General features: G+C 62.7%; 11 protein-coding genes and 7 tRNA genes. 15 read left to right on the forward strand and 3 right to left on the reverse strand.

Annotated features, from left to right (window positions below):
• Positions 1-99 precede the first annotated feature (99 nt).
• Complete coding sequence (locus M0534_RS04060; RefSeq protein WP_248567148.1) at positions 100-483, reverse strand: PilZ domain-containing protein; 384 nt, start codon at positions 481-483, stop codon at positions 100-102.
• A gap of 39 nt (positions 484-522) precedes the next feature.
• Positions 523-1,389 carry a bifunctional methylenetetrahydrofolate dehydrogenase/methenyltetrahydrofolate cyclohydrolase FolD gene (folD, locus tag M0534_RS04065; RefSeq protein WP_248567149.1) on the reverse strand — a complete coding sequence of 289 codons (867 nt, stop codon included), beginning with the start codon at positions 1,387-1,389 and terminating at the stop codon, positions 523-525.
• Between the two features lie 200 nt (positions 1,390-1,589).
• Between folD and M0534_RS04070 the strand changes: the two genes are divergently transcribed.
• From M0534_RS04070 to M0534_RS04130, 13 genes are all read left to right on the forward strand, one after another.
• A tRNA-Pro gene (locus M0534_RS04070) sits at positions 1,590-1,666 on the forward strand.
• A gap of 37 nt (positions 1,667-1,703) precedes the next feature.
• Positions 1,704-1,780, forward strand: a tRNA-Arg gene (locus M0534_RS04075).
• Positions 1,781-1,820: 40 nt separating this feature from the next.
• A tRNA-His gene (locus tag M0534_RS04080) sits at positions 1,821-1,896 on the forward strand.
• Positions 1,897-1,955: 59 nt separating this feature from the next.
• A tRNA-Lys gene (locus M0534_RS04085) sits at positions 1,956-2,031 on the forward strand.
• 185 nt (positions 2,032-2,216) lie between these two features.
• Positions 2,217-2,304: transfer RNA gene (locus tag M0534_RS04090), tRNA-Leu, on the forward strand.
• A gap of 62 nt (positions 2,305-2,366) precedes the next feature.
• Complete coding sequence (gene tig, locus M0534_RS04095; protein WP_248567150.1) at positions 2,367-3,722, forward strand: trigger factor; 1,356 nt, start codon at positions 2,367-2,369, stop codon at positions 3,720-3,722.
• Positions 3,722-4,363 (forward strand): ATP-dependent Clp endopeptidase proteolytic subunit ClpP, encoded by a 642-nt coding sequence (gene clpP / locus M0534_RS04100; protein WP_282571288.1) that lies wholly within the window; start codon positions 3,722-3,724, stop codon positions 4,361-4,363. Before tig ends, clpP begins: the two co-directional genes overlap by 1 nt.
• Before the next feature lie 267 nt (positions 4,364-4,630).
• Entirely contained in the window at positions 4,631-5,908 is a 1,278-nt protein-coding gene (gene clpX / locus M0534_RS04105) for an ATP-dependent Clp protease ATP-binding subunit ClpX (RefSeq protein ID WP_248567151.1), read from the forward strand.
• Positions 5,909-6,067: 159 nt separating this feature from the next.
• A complete protein-coding gene (gene lon / locus M0534_RS04110) occupies positions 6,068-8,518 on the forward strand; it encodes an endopeptidase La (protein WP_248567152.1) in 2,451 nt (816 codons plus the stop codon).
• 277 nt (positions 8,519-8,795) lie between these two features.
• The gene (locus tag M0534_RS04115) at positions 8,796-9,068 is read left to right on the forward strand and encodes an HU family DNA-binding protein (protein WP_248567153.1); all 273 of its coding nucleotides are present in this window, start codon (positions 8,796-8,798) and stop codon (positions 9,066-9,068) included.
• A gap of 19 nt (positions 9,069-9,087) precedes the next feature.
• Positions 9,088-9,163 (forward strand) — tRNA-Val (locus tag M0534_RS04120).
• 12 nt (positions 9,164-9,175) lie between these two features.
• Positions 9,176-9,252, forward strand: a tRNA-Asp gene (locus M0534_RS04125).
• Between the two features lie 268 nt (positions 9,253-9,520).
• Positions 9,521-11,440, forward strand: a complete 1,920-nt coding sequence (locus M0534_RS04130) for a SurA N-terminal domain-containing protein (RefSeq protein WP_248567154.1) — start codon at positions 9,521-9,523, stop codon at positions 11,438-11,440.
• 105 nt (positions 11,441-11,545) lie between these two features.
• Here the strand turns inward: M0534_RS04130 and M0534_RS04135 are convergent, their stop codons facing one another.
• A complete protein-coding gene (locus M0534_RS04135) occupies positions 11,546-12,346 on the reverse strand; it encodes an enoyl-ACP reductase FabI (protein ID WP_248567155.1) in 801 nt (266 codons plus the stop codon).
• A gap of 300 nt (positions 12,347-12,646) precedes the next feature.
• Here M0534_RS04135 and M0534_RS04140 point away from each other — a divergent pair, with 300 nt between their 5' ends.
• Together M0534_RS04140 and M0534_RS04145 are read left to right on the forward strand one after the other, a co-directional pair.
• Positions 12,647-14,437 (forward strand): extracellular solute-binding protein, encoded by a 1,791-nt coding sequence (locus M0534_RS04140; protein WP_248567156.1) that lies wholly within the window; start codon positions 12,647-12,649, stop codon positions 14,435-14,437.
• A 33-nt stretch (positions 14,438-14,470) separates the two neighbouring features.
• Positions 14,471-15,574 carry a microcin C ABC transporter permease YejB gene (locus M0534_RS04145; protein WP_248567157.1) on the forward strand — a complete coding sequence of 368 codons (1,104 nt, stop codon included), beginning with the start codon at positions 14,471-14,473 and terminating at the stop codon, positions 15,572-15,574.
• Positions 15,575-15,577 lie beyond the last annotated feature (3 nt).

Raw genomic sequence — 15,577 nt, forward strand, 5'->3', positions numbered from 1 at the left:
CCACCGGCCCGGTAGCTACGGCTACCGAACCGGCACCGCGCCTTGCCAGATGACCAAAACCGGTCTCGGGCGCAGACGCGGGAATAAATCAGTGTTTCCCTAGTTGCCGACCCAGTCGTCCAGCAGTTGCTGCAGTTCGCGCTCGGTCAGATTCGGGTCCTGAAGGTTGAGCTCCAGCAGGCGTCTCAGATGCCCCAGGCTGTCGATGTCGATGCGGCGACAGTGGAAGCCGGCCCGGTCGGCGTGCCGATGCGCCAGTTCCACTTCCATGTCGATCTGCGCGGGTTCGCCCAGCCGCAGATGCAGGCGGCCGGCGTCGCCGGTATTTCCCTGCCAGTCGGCCGGCGGCTCCAGCAGTGCGCCCTTCAGGGACAGGTCCAGTAGTTGTACCAGGAATCGCTGGCCCTGCCAGTCCAGTTCTGCGCTTCCGTGGAAGTCGGCGCGCGAAAACCGACGCCGCTCGCTGTGCGAATTGCTTGGCATGACGGCGTCCTCCACAGGGCCCTCCGGCAGTATGACGCCTCAGCCGCCGATTGCGGAATCCCGTTGCTCGGCGGCGCGTAGCGTATTCCCCAGCAGCGTCGCAACGGTCATCGGGCCGACCCCGCCGGGTACCGGCGTAATCCAGGCCGCCTTTTCGGCCACCGGCTCGAAGTCGACATCGCCGCAAAGCTTGCCATCGTTGAGCCGGTTGATGCCGACATCGATCACGATGGCGCCGGGCTTGATCCAGTCCGCCTGGACGAAACGCGGTTTACCCACCGCCGCCACCACCAGGTCCGCCTGCCGCAACATGGCCGGCAGGTCCTGCGTGCGGCTGTGGCAAATGCTGACCGTGCAGCGTGCATTCAGCAGTTCCAGGGCCATCGGCCGGCCGACGATATTCGACTGGCCGATGATCACCGCGTGCAGGCCAGCCAGCGGAATCTCGGCCCGTTGCAACAGCGTCATGATGCCGTGGGGCGTGCAGGGCCGGAGACCCGGGAGTTTCAGCGCCAGTCGGCCCATGTTGACCGGGTGGAACCCGTCCACGTCCTTGTCCGGGTGAATGGCGTTAATGACCGCCTGGGCGTCGATTTGGTCCGGCAACGGCAACTGCACCAGGATGCCATCCACCGCGGCATCGGCATTCAGGGTTTCGATCAGTGCGAGCAGTTCCGCCTGCGGCACGTTGGCGGGCAGGTCGTGGCCGGTGGAGAGATAGCCGATCGCCTCGCAGGTTTGCCGCTTCTTGCGCACGTAGATCGACGAGGCCGGATTGTCGCCAACCAGGATGACCGCCAGCCCCGGCGCCCGGCCACCGGCCTCGCGTCGTGCCCGAACGGCGCTGGCAAGGTCCTCCTGGACCTGCCGTGCGCAGGCCTTGCCATCAAGTAAACGTGCTGCCATGGGGAACTCCTCTACCGAAAGCCGCCGGAGTGTCGCATGGGTTTCCGGGGTCGACAAGCCGCTTGCCGTAGTTAGGTGCCTGTTTCTGACCGGTTTTCCCATTGATCCTGGTGCCGGCCAGCCAGATTGACGGCTGCGGGTGCGCTGCGTAATATTGCGCTTCCGTCGCGGGGCCAGCGGATTAAGCACGCAGGCGGCAACGGGGTGTAGCGCAGCCTGGTAGCGCGCCAGCTTTGGGAGCTGGATGTCGGGGGTTCGAATCCCTCCACCCCGACCAAAGCGATTTGTGGCGCCCTGATTCGAAAGCGTATCATGCGCCCGTAGCTCAACCGGATAGAGCATCGGCCTTCTAAGCCGACGGTTGCAGGTTCGAGTCCTGCCGGGCGTGCCAGATCCGGATGCCCGTTGCAGGCGATAAAGCAGGTTCAATGGTGGGCGTAGCTCAGTTGGTAGAGCCCTGGATTGTGATTCCAGTCGTCGTGGGTTCGAGTCCCATCGTCCACCCCAGTTTTTAGGGAAACACCGAATTATCAGTGTTTCCTTAACGGGTGTATTGCGCCCGTGCCGGGCCGTTAGCTCAATTGGTAGAGCAGCTGACTCTTAATCAGTAGGTTCGGGGTTCGAGTCCCTGACGGCCCACCAGTTTCGATCCGCATGGGCGGGCAGGCGCGCTTGGTGCCGCTTCGCAGACATGCTGGAGGCAATGTCCGAGACGAGACCGGCAGCGTCACCAATGACTGGCTTACGGGCGATGTCCGTAGGCCATTTTCGTTTCTGGGAGCCGGTCTTGCGTCACCACGCGGTGCCGGCGTCGAGGGCCAGGACAGGCGAAAGTGGCGGAACTGGTAGACGCGCTGGATTTAGGTTCCAGTGGGGTAATCCCCCGTGAGAGTTCGAGTCTCTCCTTTCGCACCAACACCGGATTTCGGTCGATACCGCCGCAGGTGGCCGGACGATGACATGAAGAGGATGTTCAGATGCAAGTGACCGTTGAGACCACTGAAGGCCTGGAGCGCCGAATGAGCGTCCAGGTGCCGGCTGCCCGGCTTGACGACGAGGTGCGCAGTCGATTGCAGAACCTCGCCCGCACGGTGCGGCTGGATGGTTTCCGGCCGGGCAAGGTACCGCTGAAGGTCGTCGAGAAGCGCTACGGTGGCCAGGTTCGCAACGAGGTGCTGTCGGAGGTCGTGCAGCAGACCTATGGCGAGGCCTTGCAGGAACAGGCGCTGAATCCGGCGGGCGCGCCGCAGGTCGAGGTCAAGCAGGGGCTGGTGGAAGGCGACCTGCAGTACGAGGCGGTTTTCGAGGTCATGCCGGATATCGAGGTGCAGGGCATCGACAGCATGACCCTGGAACGCCCGCTGGCCGAGGTTACCGCGGCAGACGTCGACCGGGTGCTGGAGGACCTGCGCAAGCAACGGGCCGAATACGAGCCGGTGGAGCGCGCGGCCGACGAGGGTGACCGCGTGATCGTCGACTTCGAGGGCGCCGTCGACGGCGAGGACTTCCCGGGCAGCAGCGGCGAGGACCAGCCGGTGACCATCGGTTCCGGCACCATGCCGCCGGAGTTCGAGAATGCGCTGAAGGGACTCAAGGCGGGCGACGAGAAGGACATCGAATACAGCTTCGGCGAGGATTTCCCGACCCAGGAGATTGCCGGCAAGACCGCGGTGTTCAAGACGCGGGTCAAGGAAGTGCGGGAACCGCGCCCGCCGGAACTCAATGATGAACTGGCGGCCGCGATCGGCGTTCAGGAAGGAGGCCTGCAGGGCCTGCGTGACCTGATCCAGAAGAATCTGGAGAGCGAATCGGCACGGGCGACCCAGGCACGACTCAAGGAACAGGTCACGGAACACCTGGTGCAGTCGAATGAGCTGACGCTGCCGAAGGCGCTGGTCGACAGTGAAATCGAGGCGCTGCAGCAGCAGATGAAGCAGCGTCTGCAGCAGCAGACAGGCGCTGCAGATGACCGTGACCTGCCGGCCGAGATCTTCGAGGGACAGGCACGGCGCCGCGTGACCCTGGGGCTGATAATGAACCGGCTGATCGCCGACAACGATATCCGCCTGGATCACGAGCGGCTGAGCCAGCGCCTGCGGGAAATGGCGTCCGGTTACGAAAAGCCGGAAGAGGTGATCAAGCAATACACCCAGAATCGGCAACTGATGCAGGCGCTGGAGATCAACGTGCTGGAAGATCAGGTGGTGGACTGGGCCGTGGAACAGGCCAAGATCACCGATGTCTCCATGGAGCTTGAGGACCTTCTCAATCCGTCCAGGCGGCCGGACAGCGATGCCGCCACCGACGAAGCAGGCAGCGAGGACGACAAGTAATGAGTCAGAGCAGCGACGGCCAGGATCCCAACGCAGTGTTCGCCAACCTGGTGCCCATGGTGGTCGAGCAGACCTCCCGCGGCGAACGTGCCTACGACATTTTCTCGCGCCTGCTGAAGGAGCGGGTGGTGTTCCTGGTTGGTCCGGTGGAGGACCACATGGCGAACCTGCTGGTCGCCCAGCTGCTGTTCCTGGAGTCCGAGAACCCGGACAAGGACATCAACCTCTACATCAACTCGCCGGGTGGCTCGGTGACCGCAGGCATGGCCATTTATGACACCATGCAGTTCATCCGTCCGGATGTCAGCACCGTTTGTCTCGGCCAGGCGGCGAGCATGGGCGCGCTGTTGCTGGCGGGCGGTGCCGCCGGCAAGCGCTACTGCCTGCCCAACTCGCGGATGATGATTCACCAGCCACTGGGCGGCTACCAGGGGCAGGCCACGGACATCGATATCCATGCGCGGGAAATCCTCTCGATCCGCGATCGGCTGAACCGAATCCTGTCTCACCATACCGGCCAGGAGCTGGAGAAGGTCCAGCAGGACACCGACCGTGACAATTTCCTCAGCCCCGAGGCCGCGGTCGACTACGGCCTGGTCGATTCCGTACTCCAGGACCGCGCCTCGATGGCAGCAAGCTGAGGGGATCTCCGGCGCCCCGGCCGGGCCGCTTGCGCCCGGCCCTGCGACATGCTTCCGCCGGTCGGACCGGGCGGGCATATGCAGTTCGACCGAACGGTCAGCCGTGCCGCTTGTCTGATATCCGGAGTGTCCCGAAAGCGCGATGACGCGTGTTCCGGAACGTCGACCAATTCCTTGCGTGCCCCGGTAAATGCAGGCAAGGTTTGAATGACAGTGGGTGGCTCCGCGCCGCCATTGCAAGGCTCCGGAAACAACCGAGGATCGGTCATGAGCGACAGAGACAAGTCCAGAGGCGACGACAGTGGAAAGCTCCTCTATTGCTCCTTTTGTGGCAAGAGTCAGCATGAGGTTCGCAAGCTGATCGCCGGCCCGTCCGTCTTTGTTTGCGACGAGTGTGTCGAGCTGTGCAACGACATCATTCGTGAGGAAATGCAGGAAAAGGGCGGCACCGGGAACACCAAGCTGCCGAAGCCACAGGAAATCCATCGTGTCCTGGGCGAATACGTGATCGGTCAGGATCACGCCAAGAAGGTGTTGTCGGTTGCGGTCTACAACCATTACAAGCGGCTCGAGGCCAGCCAGGGCAAGGACGATGTCGAGCTTGCGAAAAGCAATATCCTGCTGATCGGGCCCACCGGTTCCGGCAAGACGCTGCTGGCCGAGACGTTGGCGCGCCTGCTCGATGTGCCGTTCACCATTGCCGATGCCACCACGCTGACCGAAGCGGGTTATGTGGGCGAGGATGTCGAGAACATCATTCAGAAGTTGCTGCAGAAGTGTGATTACGACGTCGAGAAGGCGCAGACCGGCATTGTCTACATCGATGAAATCGACAAGATCTCGCGCAAGGCGGACAACCCGAGCATTACCCGCGATGTGTCCGGCGAAGGCGTGCAGCAGGCACTGCTCAAGCTGATCGAAGGCACGATTGCCTCGGTTCCACCGCAGGGTGGCCGCAAGCACCCGCAGCAGGAGTTCCTGCAGGTGAATACCGCGGGCATCCTGTTCATCGTTGGCGGGGCCTTCGCCGGCCTGGACCGGGTGATTCAGGAACGCTCCGAGAAAGGCGGTATCGGCTTTTCTGCCCAGGTCAAGGGCGAGGAACAGCGCAAGAGTTTCGGCGAGACCCTGCAGGGGGTGGAACCGGAGGACCTGATCAAATACGGCCTGATCCCCGAGTTCGTCGGCCGTCTGCCAGTGGTGGCTACCCTCAACGAACTGGACGAGGATGCGCTGGTCGAGATCCTGACCCAGCCGAAGAATGCGGTGACCAAGCAGTACGCCAAGTTGTTTTCGATGGAGGGCTGTGAGCTCGAGTTTCGCGAGGATGCGTTGCGCGCCGTCGCCCAGAAGGCGATGGAGCGGAAGACTGGCGCTCGCGGCTTGCGCACGATCATCGAGAATGTGCTGCTCGACACCATGTACGAGATCCCGTCGATGGAGAACGTCAGCAAGGCCGTCGTCGATGACGCGGTGATCCGCGGTGAATCCGCTCCCTACCTGATCTACGACGGTCCGGAGCAGAGCAAGGCTGCCTCCGACTGAACGCAACGGAGTGATCCGGCGGCCGGGTTTGCCGTCGGGTCGCTCCGCCCCGGCTCCAAATCCAGCCCGCCCGCGTATTGAAAGGTCACAAGGCCGACCGCATATCACCCCTCAGACGCGGCTCCGACCGCAATCGCAGTCAAATGAGGAAGCTACTCCATGTCCCGGAACGAAGAGTCGTCCGACGTCCTTCAGGAATCGATGCACCATGCGCCAGTGCTGCCGCTGCGCGATGTCGTCGTCTACCCGCACATGGTGATCCCGCTGTTTGTCGGTCGCGACAAGTCGATCAAGGCGCTGGAAGCGGCGATGGAGGACGACAAGAAAATCCTGCTGGTGGCCCAGAAAAGCGCCGAGGTAGACGATCCGGCCGAGGATGATCTCTATGATCAGGGCACGGTGGCGACCATCCTGCAGATGCTGAAGCTGCCCGACGGTACGGTGAAAGTGCTGGTCGAAGGCCTGCACCGCGGGCGCCTGCTGAGCATGCACCAGGAGGGCGACTACTTCACCGCCAGCGTGGTGGTGCCGAACGAACGCGACTACAGCGCCGACCGCGAAGTCGAGGTGCTGGCCCGATCGGTGGTGAACCAGTTCGACCAGTACGTCAAGCTGAACAAGAAGGTGCCGCCGGAGATCCTGTCCTCGCTGGCCGGCATTGATGATCCGGGCCGCCTGGCCGATACCATCGCGGCGCACATGGCGCTGAAGATCGAGGGCAAGCAGAAGATCCTCGAGATCGAGGACGTACGCGACCGGCTCGAGCACCTGCTGGGCCTGATTGAGGGCGAAATCGATATCCTGCAGATCGAGAAGCGGATTCGCGGCCGCGTCAAGCAGCAGATGGAGAAGAGCCAGCGCGAGTATTACCTGAACGAACAGGCCAAGGCGATCCAGAAGGAACTGGGCGACCTGGAGGATGTGCCCAACGAGACCGAGGAACTCGAGCAGAAGATCGAGGACGCGGGCATGCCCAAGGAAGTGCATACCAAGGCCCGCAACGAGCTGAACAAGCTGCGCATGATGCAGCCGATGTCGGCCGAAGCCACCGTGGTCCGCAACTACATCGAATGGCTGACCTCGGTCCCCTGGAAGAAGCGGACCCGGGTCCGGCACGACCTGGACAAGGCCCAGAGCGTGCTCGATGCGGACCATTATGGCCTGGAGAAGGTCAAGGAGCGGATCGTCGAATACCTGGCCGTGCAGCAGCGGGTGCGCAAGCTGAAAGGCCCGATCCTGTGCCTGGTCGGTCCGCCGGGTGTCGGCAAGACCTCGCTGGGACAGTCCATCGCCAAGGCGACCAACCGGAAGTTCGTGCGCATGTCGCTGGGCGGTGTGCGCGACGAGGCCGAAATCCGGGGCCATCGCCGGACCTACATCGGTTCGCTGCCGGGCAAGATCGTGCAGAACATGGCCAAGGCCGCTGCACGCAATCCCCTGTTCCTGCTGGATGAAGTGGACAAGATGGCGATGGATTTCCGGGGCGATCCGGCATCGGCGCTGCTGGAAGTCCTCGACCCGGAGCAGAACGCCAGCTTCAACGACCATTACCTGGAAGTGGACATTGATCTGTCCCACGTGATGTTCGTGTGCACCGCCAATACCCTGAACATTCCCGCGCCGTTGCTGGATCGTATGGAGGTCATCCGCCTGCCGGGTTATACCGAGGATGAAAAGCTCAATATCGCCCAGCGCTACCTGATCCCGAAGCAGCTCAAGGCGAACGGGATTCGCGACGGCGAACTGGACATCAGTGAAGGTGCAGTGCGCGATATCGTGCGCTACTACACCCGCGAAGCCGGGGTCCGCAACCTGGAGCGCGAACTGGCCAAGATCTCGCGCAAGGTGGTCAAGGAACTGGTGACCAGCAAGCGGGCGAAGAAACTCAAGGTCACCGCGCAGAACCTGGACCAGTACCTGGGTGTGCGCCGCTTTCGCTACGGTATCGCCGAAGAGAAGGATCAGATCGGCCACGTCACGGGGCTGGCCTGGACCGAAGTCGGCGGCGAACTGCTGAACATCGAGTCGGCGGTGGTGCCGGGCAAGGGGCGTTCGACCCAGACCGGTCAGCTCGGCGACGTGATGAAGGAGTCGATCCAGGCAGCCATGACCGTGGTTCGCAGCCGGGCACGGCTGCTGGGGATCGATCCGGATTTCTATCACCAGAACGACGTGCACGTCCACGTGCCGGAGGGCGCGATCCCAAAAGACGGACCGAGTGCCGGTATCGGCATGTGCACGGCGCTGGTCTCTGCGCTGACCGGGATTCCGGTCAAGTCAACGGTGGCGATGACCGGGGAGATCACGCTGCGCGGTGAGGTCCTGCCGATTGGTGGACTCAAGGAGAAGCTGCTGGCCGCCCAGCGCGGTGGCATTCGCACCGTGATCATTCCGGAGGAAAACCGGAAGGATCTCACCGAGATACCGGATAACATTACCGGCAAGCTCGATATCCATCCCGTGCGCTGGATCGATCAGGTGCTTGAGCTTGCGCTGTTGCGGACGCCGACTCCGCTGCCGGAGAAAGCGGACGATGGCACGACGCCCGAGACCGACAAGAAGCGGGAAGGGCGCCGTGGCAAGAAGCAGGGCGGCGTGCGGGCGCATTGACACTGTTTCTGAGCGCTTGGTATAACGCCGGGACCGGTGGTTACGCTAAAAGGCGTACCACCGGTTGTTTACATTCAGACGGGGCAGGTCCGTGCTTGCCGACGTCCCTGAGGATCAAGGGACGCCACGCGGTCAGTCACCCTGGAAAATGCGGCGGATCCCACAGAATGGGCAAAACCTCCTTTCCGCGCGCAACCAAAGTTTGTACATTGGTCGAGTCGTCGACAACGGAACCGCAGTCGTTGTCCTTTCAGAACAACACCAAGGGGAATACAGGATGAATAAATCGGAACTGATCGAAGCCGTGGCACAGTCCGCTGATCTGTCGAAAGCCTCCGCCACCCGTGCGGTTGACGCGGTGCTCGAATCCATCACCGGCGCCCTGAAGGAGAACGACACCGTCAGTCTGGTGGGTTTCGGTACCTTTACCGTTCGCGAGCGCGCCGCTCGCTCCGGCCGCAATCCGCGAACCGGGGAAACCATCAAGATTCCGGCCAGCAAGGTGCCCGGTTTCAAGGCTGGCAAGGCGCTCAAGGATGCAGTAAACTAGCGCCCGCTCAGCAGGGGCAGGGTGGTTAGCTCAGCTGGTAGAGCGTCGCCCTTACAAGGCGAATGTCGGGGGTTCGATCCCCTCACCACCCACCAGCAACGCATTACGGAGCGGTAGTTCAGTTGGTTAGAATACCGGCCTGTCACGCCGGGGGTCGCGGGTTCGAGTCCCGTCCGCTCCGCCAGACATGAAGAAGGCGCCCAGCAGGGCGCCTTTTTTGTTTTCGGAAACCGGGACTGCCAGTCCGGGTCAAACAGGACGGGAAGCCCAGTGTTTCCTGACCGCCGAAAGCGAGCTTCCAGCTCGCGCGTGCGAATAAATCAGTGTTTCCTTAAACTGTTGCGCTTTACCGCGGTAGGCCCCACTTGGGGCTCTCCGGACAACTTTCATCATTGCTTTGCGCCCACGTCACAGCCTGAAGCGTGCCGGGGTAGCAGGAGACAGGACACGCCATGCTGCTTGCCATCAGAGAACGCGCCAAGGGGATCGTCGCCTGGGTAGTCATCATTCTGATCGCCGCGGCCTTCGCCGCCTTCGGTCTGGCCAATTACATGGAGCCGGCCGGCAGCCCGCGAGCGGTTGCGACCGTGGATGGCACGGACATCAGCCCGGATGAAGTGAATCGTGTCTACCGGCAGCAGCGCGCGGAGCTCGAGGAAATGCTCGGTGATCGCTTCGATCCCTCACTGTTCAGCGAGGAGGAGCTACGCCGGGATGCATTGGACCGGGTGATCGAGGAACGCCTGCTCGCCGAATTTATCGACAAGCACAAGCTTCGCCTCAGCGATGGGGATCTGGCAGTGGTCATTCGCAGCCAGGAGGTCTTTCACGAGAATGGACGTTTTTCCTCGGAACGCTACCAGCAGTTGCTGCAGGCCAACCGCCTGAGCAGCAGTCAGTATGAGCGCCAGGTGCGCCGCGGCGTGTTGATGGACCAGCTGCGGGGTGCCATCAGCGATACGGCCCTGGTGCCGGATCAGGAGCTGGATCGCCTGCTGGCGTTGCAGAACCAGGAGCGCGATCTTGCCTACCTGCGGATTTCCGGCGAGCGGCTGCTGGAGGGTGTGGAAATTGATGATGATGCGGTTCGCGGTCATTACGAGGCGAATCAGGACAACTATTTGTCGGATGAGCGGGTCCGGCTCGGCTACCTGGAGTTGCGCGAGGACCAGTTGCTGACGGACGTGGAAGTGGACGAGGAGGAGGTTCGTGCACGCTACGAGCAGTTCCGCGACACCCGCTTCACCGAAACCGAGACCCGCGAGGTGCGGCATATCCTGTTGAACGTTGATGCCGATGCCGACAGCGATACCGTGGAAGGGGCACGCGAGCGCCTGGAAGGGATCCGGCAGCGCATCGCGGATGGCGAATCGTTCGCCGAACTGGCCGAGGAATACTCCGAGGACAGTGGGACCGCTGGCCAGGGCGGGGACCTCGGTGAACTGGAAGCCGGCGATCTGCATGAGGACTTCGATGCGGTGGCGTTCGAGCTCGATGAGGGTGAGTTGAGCGACCTGGTCCGCACGCCCTTCGGCTTCCACCTGATCGAAGTCACTGCCATTCGTGGCGGTGAAACGCGGGATTTCGACGAGGTGCGCGATACGTTGGCGCGAGAACTGGCCGAGGAGCGGGTCGGTAACCTGTTCTTCGAACAGTCGTCGCTGCTTGATGAACTCATCTTTGACTGGCCGGATTCGCTGGAACCGGCGGCCGAGGAACTGGGCCTGGAGTTGCGCACGAGCGACTGGGTTACCCGTGACGGCGCCGAGGACGGTATCGGTGCGCATAGTGCGGTGGTCGAAGCCGCTTTCTCCGACGATGTGCTGGAGGCGCGGCAGAACAGTGAACTGCTGGAAATCGACGATGGCCACTATATCGTGGTGCGAATCGACGAACACGAACCGCCGGAGCAACTGGCCTTCGAGGAAGTCGAAGGCGAGATCCGCGAACAGCTTAAACGCCGCGCGGCGATGGACGAGGCACGGGAACTGGCTGATTCGCTGCGGCAGCGCTTGCAGGACGGGGAGGATCCGGAAAGCCTGGCGGACGAGTATGACGTGGTGCGCCTGGATGCGCCGGGTTTCGTGGACCGTGACAGCGGTGCGCCCTGGAGTGTGCTGGAAGCCGCGTTCACGCTGGAACGCCCGGTGGAGGGTGAGGTTCGCACCGGTCTCGCGGAGATGGGCGGTGGTGACCTGGCCGTGGTGATGGTCCGCGCCGTGCGCGACGGCGAAACCGAGGATCTGGACGCCGAAGACCGGGATCGCCTGAAGGATCAGCTGCGGATGGCCTATGGTGATGACGCATTGCTCGGGCTGGTACGCAGCCTGCGCGCCGAGGCGGATATCGAGATCTTCGAAGACAGGTTGTAGGCCTGCCGGCAAGGCGGCGCGGGCAGGATGGTTTGCGTCGTCTGAAAGGCTCGCATCTAAAAAAGCCCGGTCAATGGCCGGGCTTTTTTTCGGACAGGCGGATTCTCAGTCCGCGGCTTCTCCGCTATCCAGCCCGGGCAGGCCGACGATGTGGAAACCACCATCCACGTGGACTACCTCGCCGGTAATACCCCGCGCCAGGTCGGAGCAGAGGAAGGCGGCAACGTTTCCGACCTCGTCGATGGTGACATTCCGTTTCAGCGGCGCCGAACGGGCGTTGTAATCGAGCATCTTGCGGAAACTGCCGATGCCGGCGGCGGCCAGAGTCTTGATCGGGCCCGCGGACAGGCCGTTGACGCGGATGCCTGAGGGACCCAGGTCGTAGGCCATGTAGCGGACCCCGGCCTCCAGGCTTGCCTTGGCGAGGCCCATCACGTTGTAGGACGGCAAAGCGCGCTCGGCGCCCAGGTAGGTCATGGTCAGCAGGGCGCTTTCCTCCCGCATCAGCGGGCGCAGTGCCCTGGCCAGGGCGACGAAGCTGTAGCTGCTGATGTCGTGCGCGGTTCGGAAGCCCTCGCGCGAGGTGTTGTCGACAAACGAACCCTTGAGCTCTTCCTGCCCGGCGAAGGCGATGGAGTGAATCACCACGTCCACCCGGCCCCAGTGCTGTTCGAGCGAGGCCGCCAGGGCATCAAAATCCTCGTCCCGGGCCACGTCCAGTGGCAGCACCAGCTCGGAGCCGAGTTCGGCGGCGAGTTTCTCGACCCGCGGCTTGAGCTTGTCACCGACGTAGGTGAAGGCCAGTTCGGCGCCTTCGCGATGCATGGCCTGGGCAGTGCCCCAGGCGATGGAGCGGTTACCGGCAACACCGGTAACCAGTACCTTCTTGTTCGCGAGAAATCCCATCCCTTGCGTTCTCCCTGGTCGTTGGGGTTCATGACTGCCGGCTCTCGGGTCGACGATAACGGGCTGAATCGACGCAGAAAAGCATACCCCGTGCTGCCGTTGTGAAACCTGAGGCACTTTTGCCCGTCTAAGCCCCTGTCACTCGACGGCGGCCGGATTCCGAAATGCCCGGACAGAATGGCGCGGACTATAGCGTATTCTGTCTCGCCATGCGGCCGACCGGCGCTGTTATCGGGGCAGGGAGGGCCACCGCGACGTGGGCCTCTGCTGTCGCGGAATCATGGGGAAGGAGACGTCTGCATGCTTTTGTCCCGCGCAACGCGCGACCTGGCCCTGGTCGCCGGTCTGCTCGCACCACTGTCCGTCACTGCCGCCGATCACGGTCTTTCCCTCCACGGTGACCTCAAATACGGTCCCGACTTCACCCATTTTGACTACGTCAACCCGGATGCGCCCAAGGGTGGCAGCGTGCGGCTGTCGGCGCTGGGTACTTTCGATAACCTGAACCCGTACATCCTGCGCGGCACGTCACCGTCAGGCATGAGTGACGTGTTCGATACACTCACCGTGCAGTCGGCCGATGAACCGTTTTCCAGCTACGGTCTGATCGCGGAGACCATCGAGGTCGCGGATGACTCCAGCTGGGTCCGCTTCACCCTGCGCGAGGAAGCACGATTTCACGATGGCGAGCCGATCACCGTCGAGGATGTGATCTGGACCTTCGACACGCTGCAAAGCGACGGTCATCCGCAGTTCCGCATGTATTACAGCGAGGTGGAGCGGGCAGAGAAGGTCGGTGAGCGGGCGGTGAAATTCCATTTCACCAGCACCGAAAATGCCGAACTGCCATTGATTGTCGGCCAGATGCCGGTGCTGCCGAAGCATTACTGGGAGGACCGCGATTTCACCCGTACCACCACCGAACCGCCGCTTGGCAGCGGACCCTATCGTGTTTCGCGGGTGGATACCGGGCGTGCGATTGTCTACGAGCGGGTCGAGGACTACTGGGCCGCCGATCTGCCGGTAAACCGCGGCCGCTTCAATTTCGACCGCCTGCGCTTCGATTACTACCGTGACGCCACGGTGGCGGTTGAGGCCTTCAAGGCTGGCGAGTACGACCTTCGGCAGGAGAACATCGCCCGTAACTGGGCGACCCAGTACGACATCCCTGCCGTGCGTGACGGCCGCATCATCATGGAGGAGATCGACCACGAGATCCCCACCGGCATGCAGGCCTTCTTCTTCAATACCCGTAAGGACAAGTTCGCCGATCCGCGTGTTCGCAAGGCGCTGGGCTATGCCTTCGATTTCGAGTGGACCAATCGGACCCTGTTCAACGATTCCTACGCCCGCACCAAGAGCTTCTTCTCGAATTCGGAACTGGCCTCCGAAGGACTGCCGGAAGGCCGCGAGCTGGAGATCCTCGAGAATTATCGCGAGCAGTTGTCGGAGGCGGTATTCGACACGGTCTACGAACCGCCCACGACCGAGGGCCGTGGTGGCATGCGTGCCAATCTGCGGCGGGCACTGGAACTGCTGGGCGAGGCCGGCTGGGAGGTCGGCGACGACGGCCTCACTCACACCGAAACCGGTGAAGTGATGCGACTCACCGTATTGCTGGACAACCCGTCGTTCGAGCGCGTCACTTTGCCGTTCACCAACAATCTGGAGCGGCTCGGCATCGACGCCAACGTGCGAACCGTTGACAGCTCGCAGTACCAGAACCGGATGGACGAGTTCGATTTCGACATGACGGTGCAGCAGATCGGCCAGTCGATGTCGCCGGGCAACGAGCAGCGCAGCTACTGGAGCTGTGCCGCGGCCGAAACCGGTGGCAGCCGCAACTATGCCGGCATCTGCGACGAGGCTGTCGACAGCCTGATCGACCGGGTGATCTACGCCGCCGACCGCGATGAACTGGTGGCGGCCACACGCGCGCTGGACCGGGTGCTGCTGCACGGGCACTACGTGATCCCGCACTGGTACCTGCGCAGCTTCCGGCTGGTCTACTGGGACAAGTTTGAGCGCCCGGAGATCTCGCCCGACTTTTCGCTCGGCTTTGACACCTGGTGGAAGAAGGACACGGACTGACCGGCGCACCGTCAGCCGCCCGGTTCATCGCCCATGTACAACTACATACTGCGTCGCCTGCTGCTGATGATTCCGACCCTGCTCGGAATCATGCTGATCAATTTCGCCATCGTGCAGGTGGCGCCAGGCGGTCCGGTGGACCGGGCTATTGCCCAGTTACAGGGCCAGGCGGTGGACAGCACGGCCCGCTTTACCGGTACGGCCGCCGGCGACACCGGCGAGGCGGCCCGTTTTCTCGAGGCACGGGGAGATGACACCACGCGGGGCGCGCGGGGTCTGCCGCCGGACCTGATCGAGGAACTGGAGCGGATGTACGGCTTTGACCGGCCCGCCCATGAACGTTTCGGCATGATGCTGTGGAACTACCTGCGGCTCGATTTCGGCGAGAGCTTCTATCAGAGCCGCAGCGTCATGCAGCTGATCGGCGACAAGCTGCCGGTGTCCATCTCACTGGGCCTGTGGACCACGCTGCTGGTCTATCTGATCTCGATACCGCTGGGCATCCGCAAGGCGGTGCAGGACGGCAGTCGCTTCGATTTCTGGACCTCTGCGGTGGTCTTCGTCGGCTACGCGATACCGAGTTTCCTGTTCGCGATCCTGCTGATCGTGCTGTTCGCCGGTGGCAGTTTCTTCGACCTGTTCCCGCTGCGCGGGCTGGTCTCGGAAAACTGGGAGGAACTGTCCTGGCCCATGCGCATCGTCGATTACTTCTGGCACATTGCGCTGCCGGTGTTCTCGCTGGTGATCGGTGGTTTCGCCGGCCTGACCATGCTGACCAAGAATTCCTTCCTCGAGGAGATCAACAAGCAGTACGTGATGACGGCCCGCGCCAAGGGCGCCAGCGAACGCACCGTGCTCTACGGCCACGTATTCCGCAACGCCATGCTGGTGGTCATTGCCGGCTTCCCCGCAGCCTTCCTCGGCATCCTGTTCACCGGCGCATTGCTGATCGAGGTGATCTTCTCGCTGGACGGCCTCGGTCTGCTTGGCTTCGAGGCGGTGATCAACCGCGACTATCCGGTGGTTTTCGGCACGCTGTTCGTGTTCACCGTGCTGGGCCTGTTCCTGAACCTGATCGGTGACTTGATGTACGTGCTGATCGATCCACGCATCGATTTCGAGAAGCGGGAGGGCTGAGGT

The organism is Methylonatrum kenyense, from assembly GCF_023195885.1.
Classification (GTDB): Bacteria; Pseudomonadota; Gammaproteobacteria; order Nitrococcales; family Aquisalimonadaceae; genus Methylonatrum; species Methylonatrum kenyense.

Excerpts from the sequence above, each read along its gene's own strand:
- M0534_RS04060 (WP_248567148.1), bottom strand. The coding sequence starts at position 483 with ATGCCAAGCAATTCGCACAGCGAGCGGCGTCGGTTTTCGCGCGCCGAC.
- folD (WP_248567149.1), bottom strand. The coding sequence starts at position 1,389 with ATGGCAGCACGTTTACTTGATGGCAAGGCCTGCGCACGGCAGGTCCAG.
- tig (WP_248567150.1), top strand. The coding sequence starts at position 2,367 with ATGCAAGTGACCGTTGAGACCACTGAAGGCCTGGAGCGCCGAATGAGC.
- clpP (WP_282571288.1), top strand. The coding sequence starts at position 3,722 with ATGAGTCAGAGCAGCGACGGCCAGGATCCCAACGCAGTGTTCGCCAAC.
- clpX (WP_248567151.1), top strand. The coding sequence starts at position 4,631 with ATGAGCGACAGAGACAAGTCCAGAGGCGACGACAGTGGAAAGCTCCTC.
- lon (WP_248567152.1), top strand. The coding sequence starts at position 6,068 with ATGTCCCGGAACGAAGAGTCGTCCGACGTCCTTCAGGAATCGATGCAC.
- M0534_RS04115 (WP_248567153.1), top strand. The coding sequence starts at position 8,796 with ATGAATAAATCGGAACTGATCGAAGCCGTGGCACAGTCCGCTGATCTG.
- M0534_RS04130 (WP_248567154.1), top strand. The coding sequence starts at position 9,521 with ATGCTGCTTGCCATCAGAGAACGCGCCAAGGGGATCGTCGCCTGGGTA.
- M0534_RS04135 (WP_248567155.1), bottom strand. The coding sequence starts at position 12,346 with ATGGGATTTCTCGCGAACAAGAAGGTACTGGTTACCGGTGTTGCCGGT.
- M0534_RS04140 (WP_248567156.1), top strand. The coding sequence starts at position 12,647 with ATGCTTTTGTCCCGCGCAACGCGCGACCTGGCCCTGGTCGCCGGTCTG.
- M0534_RS04145 (WP_248567157.1), top strand. The coding sequence starts at position 14,471 with ATGTACAACTACATACTGCGTCGCCTGCTGCTGATGATTCCGACCCTG.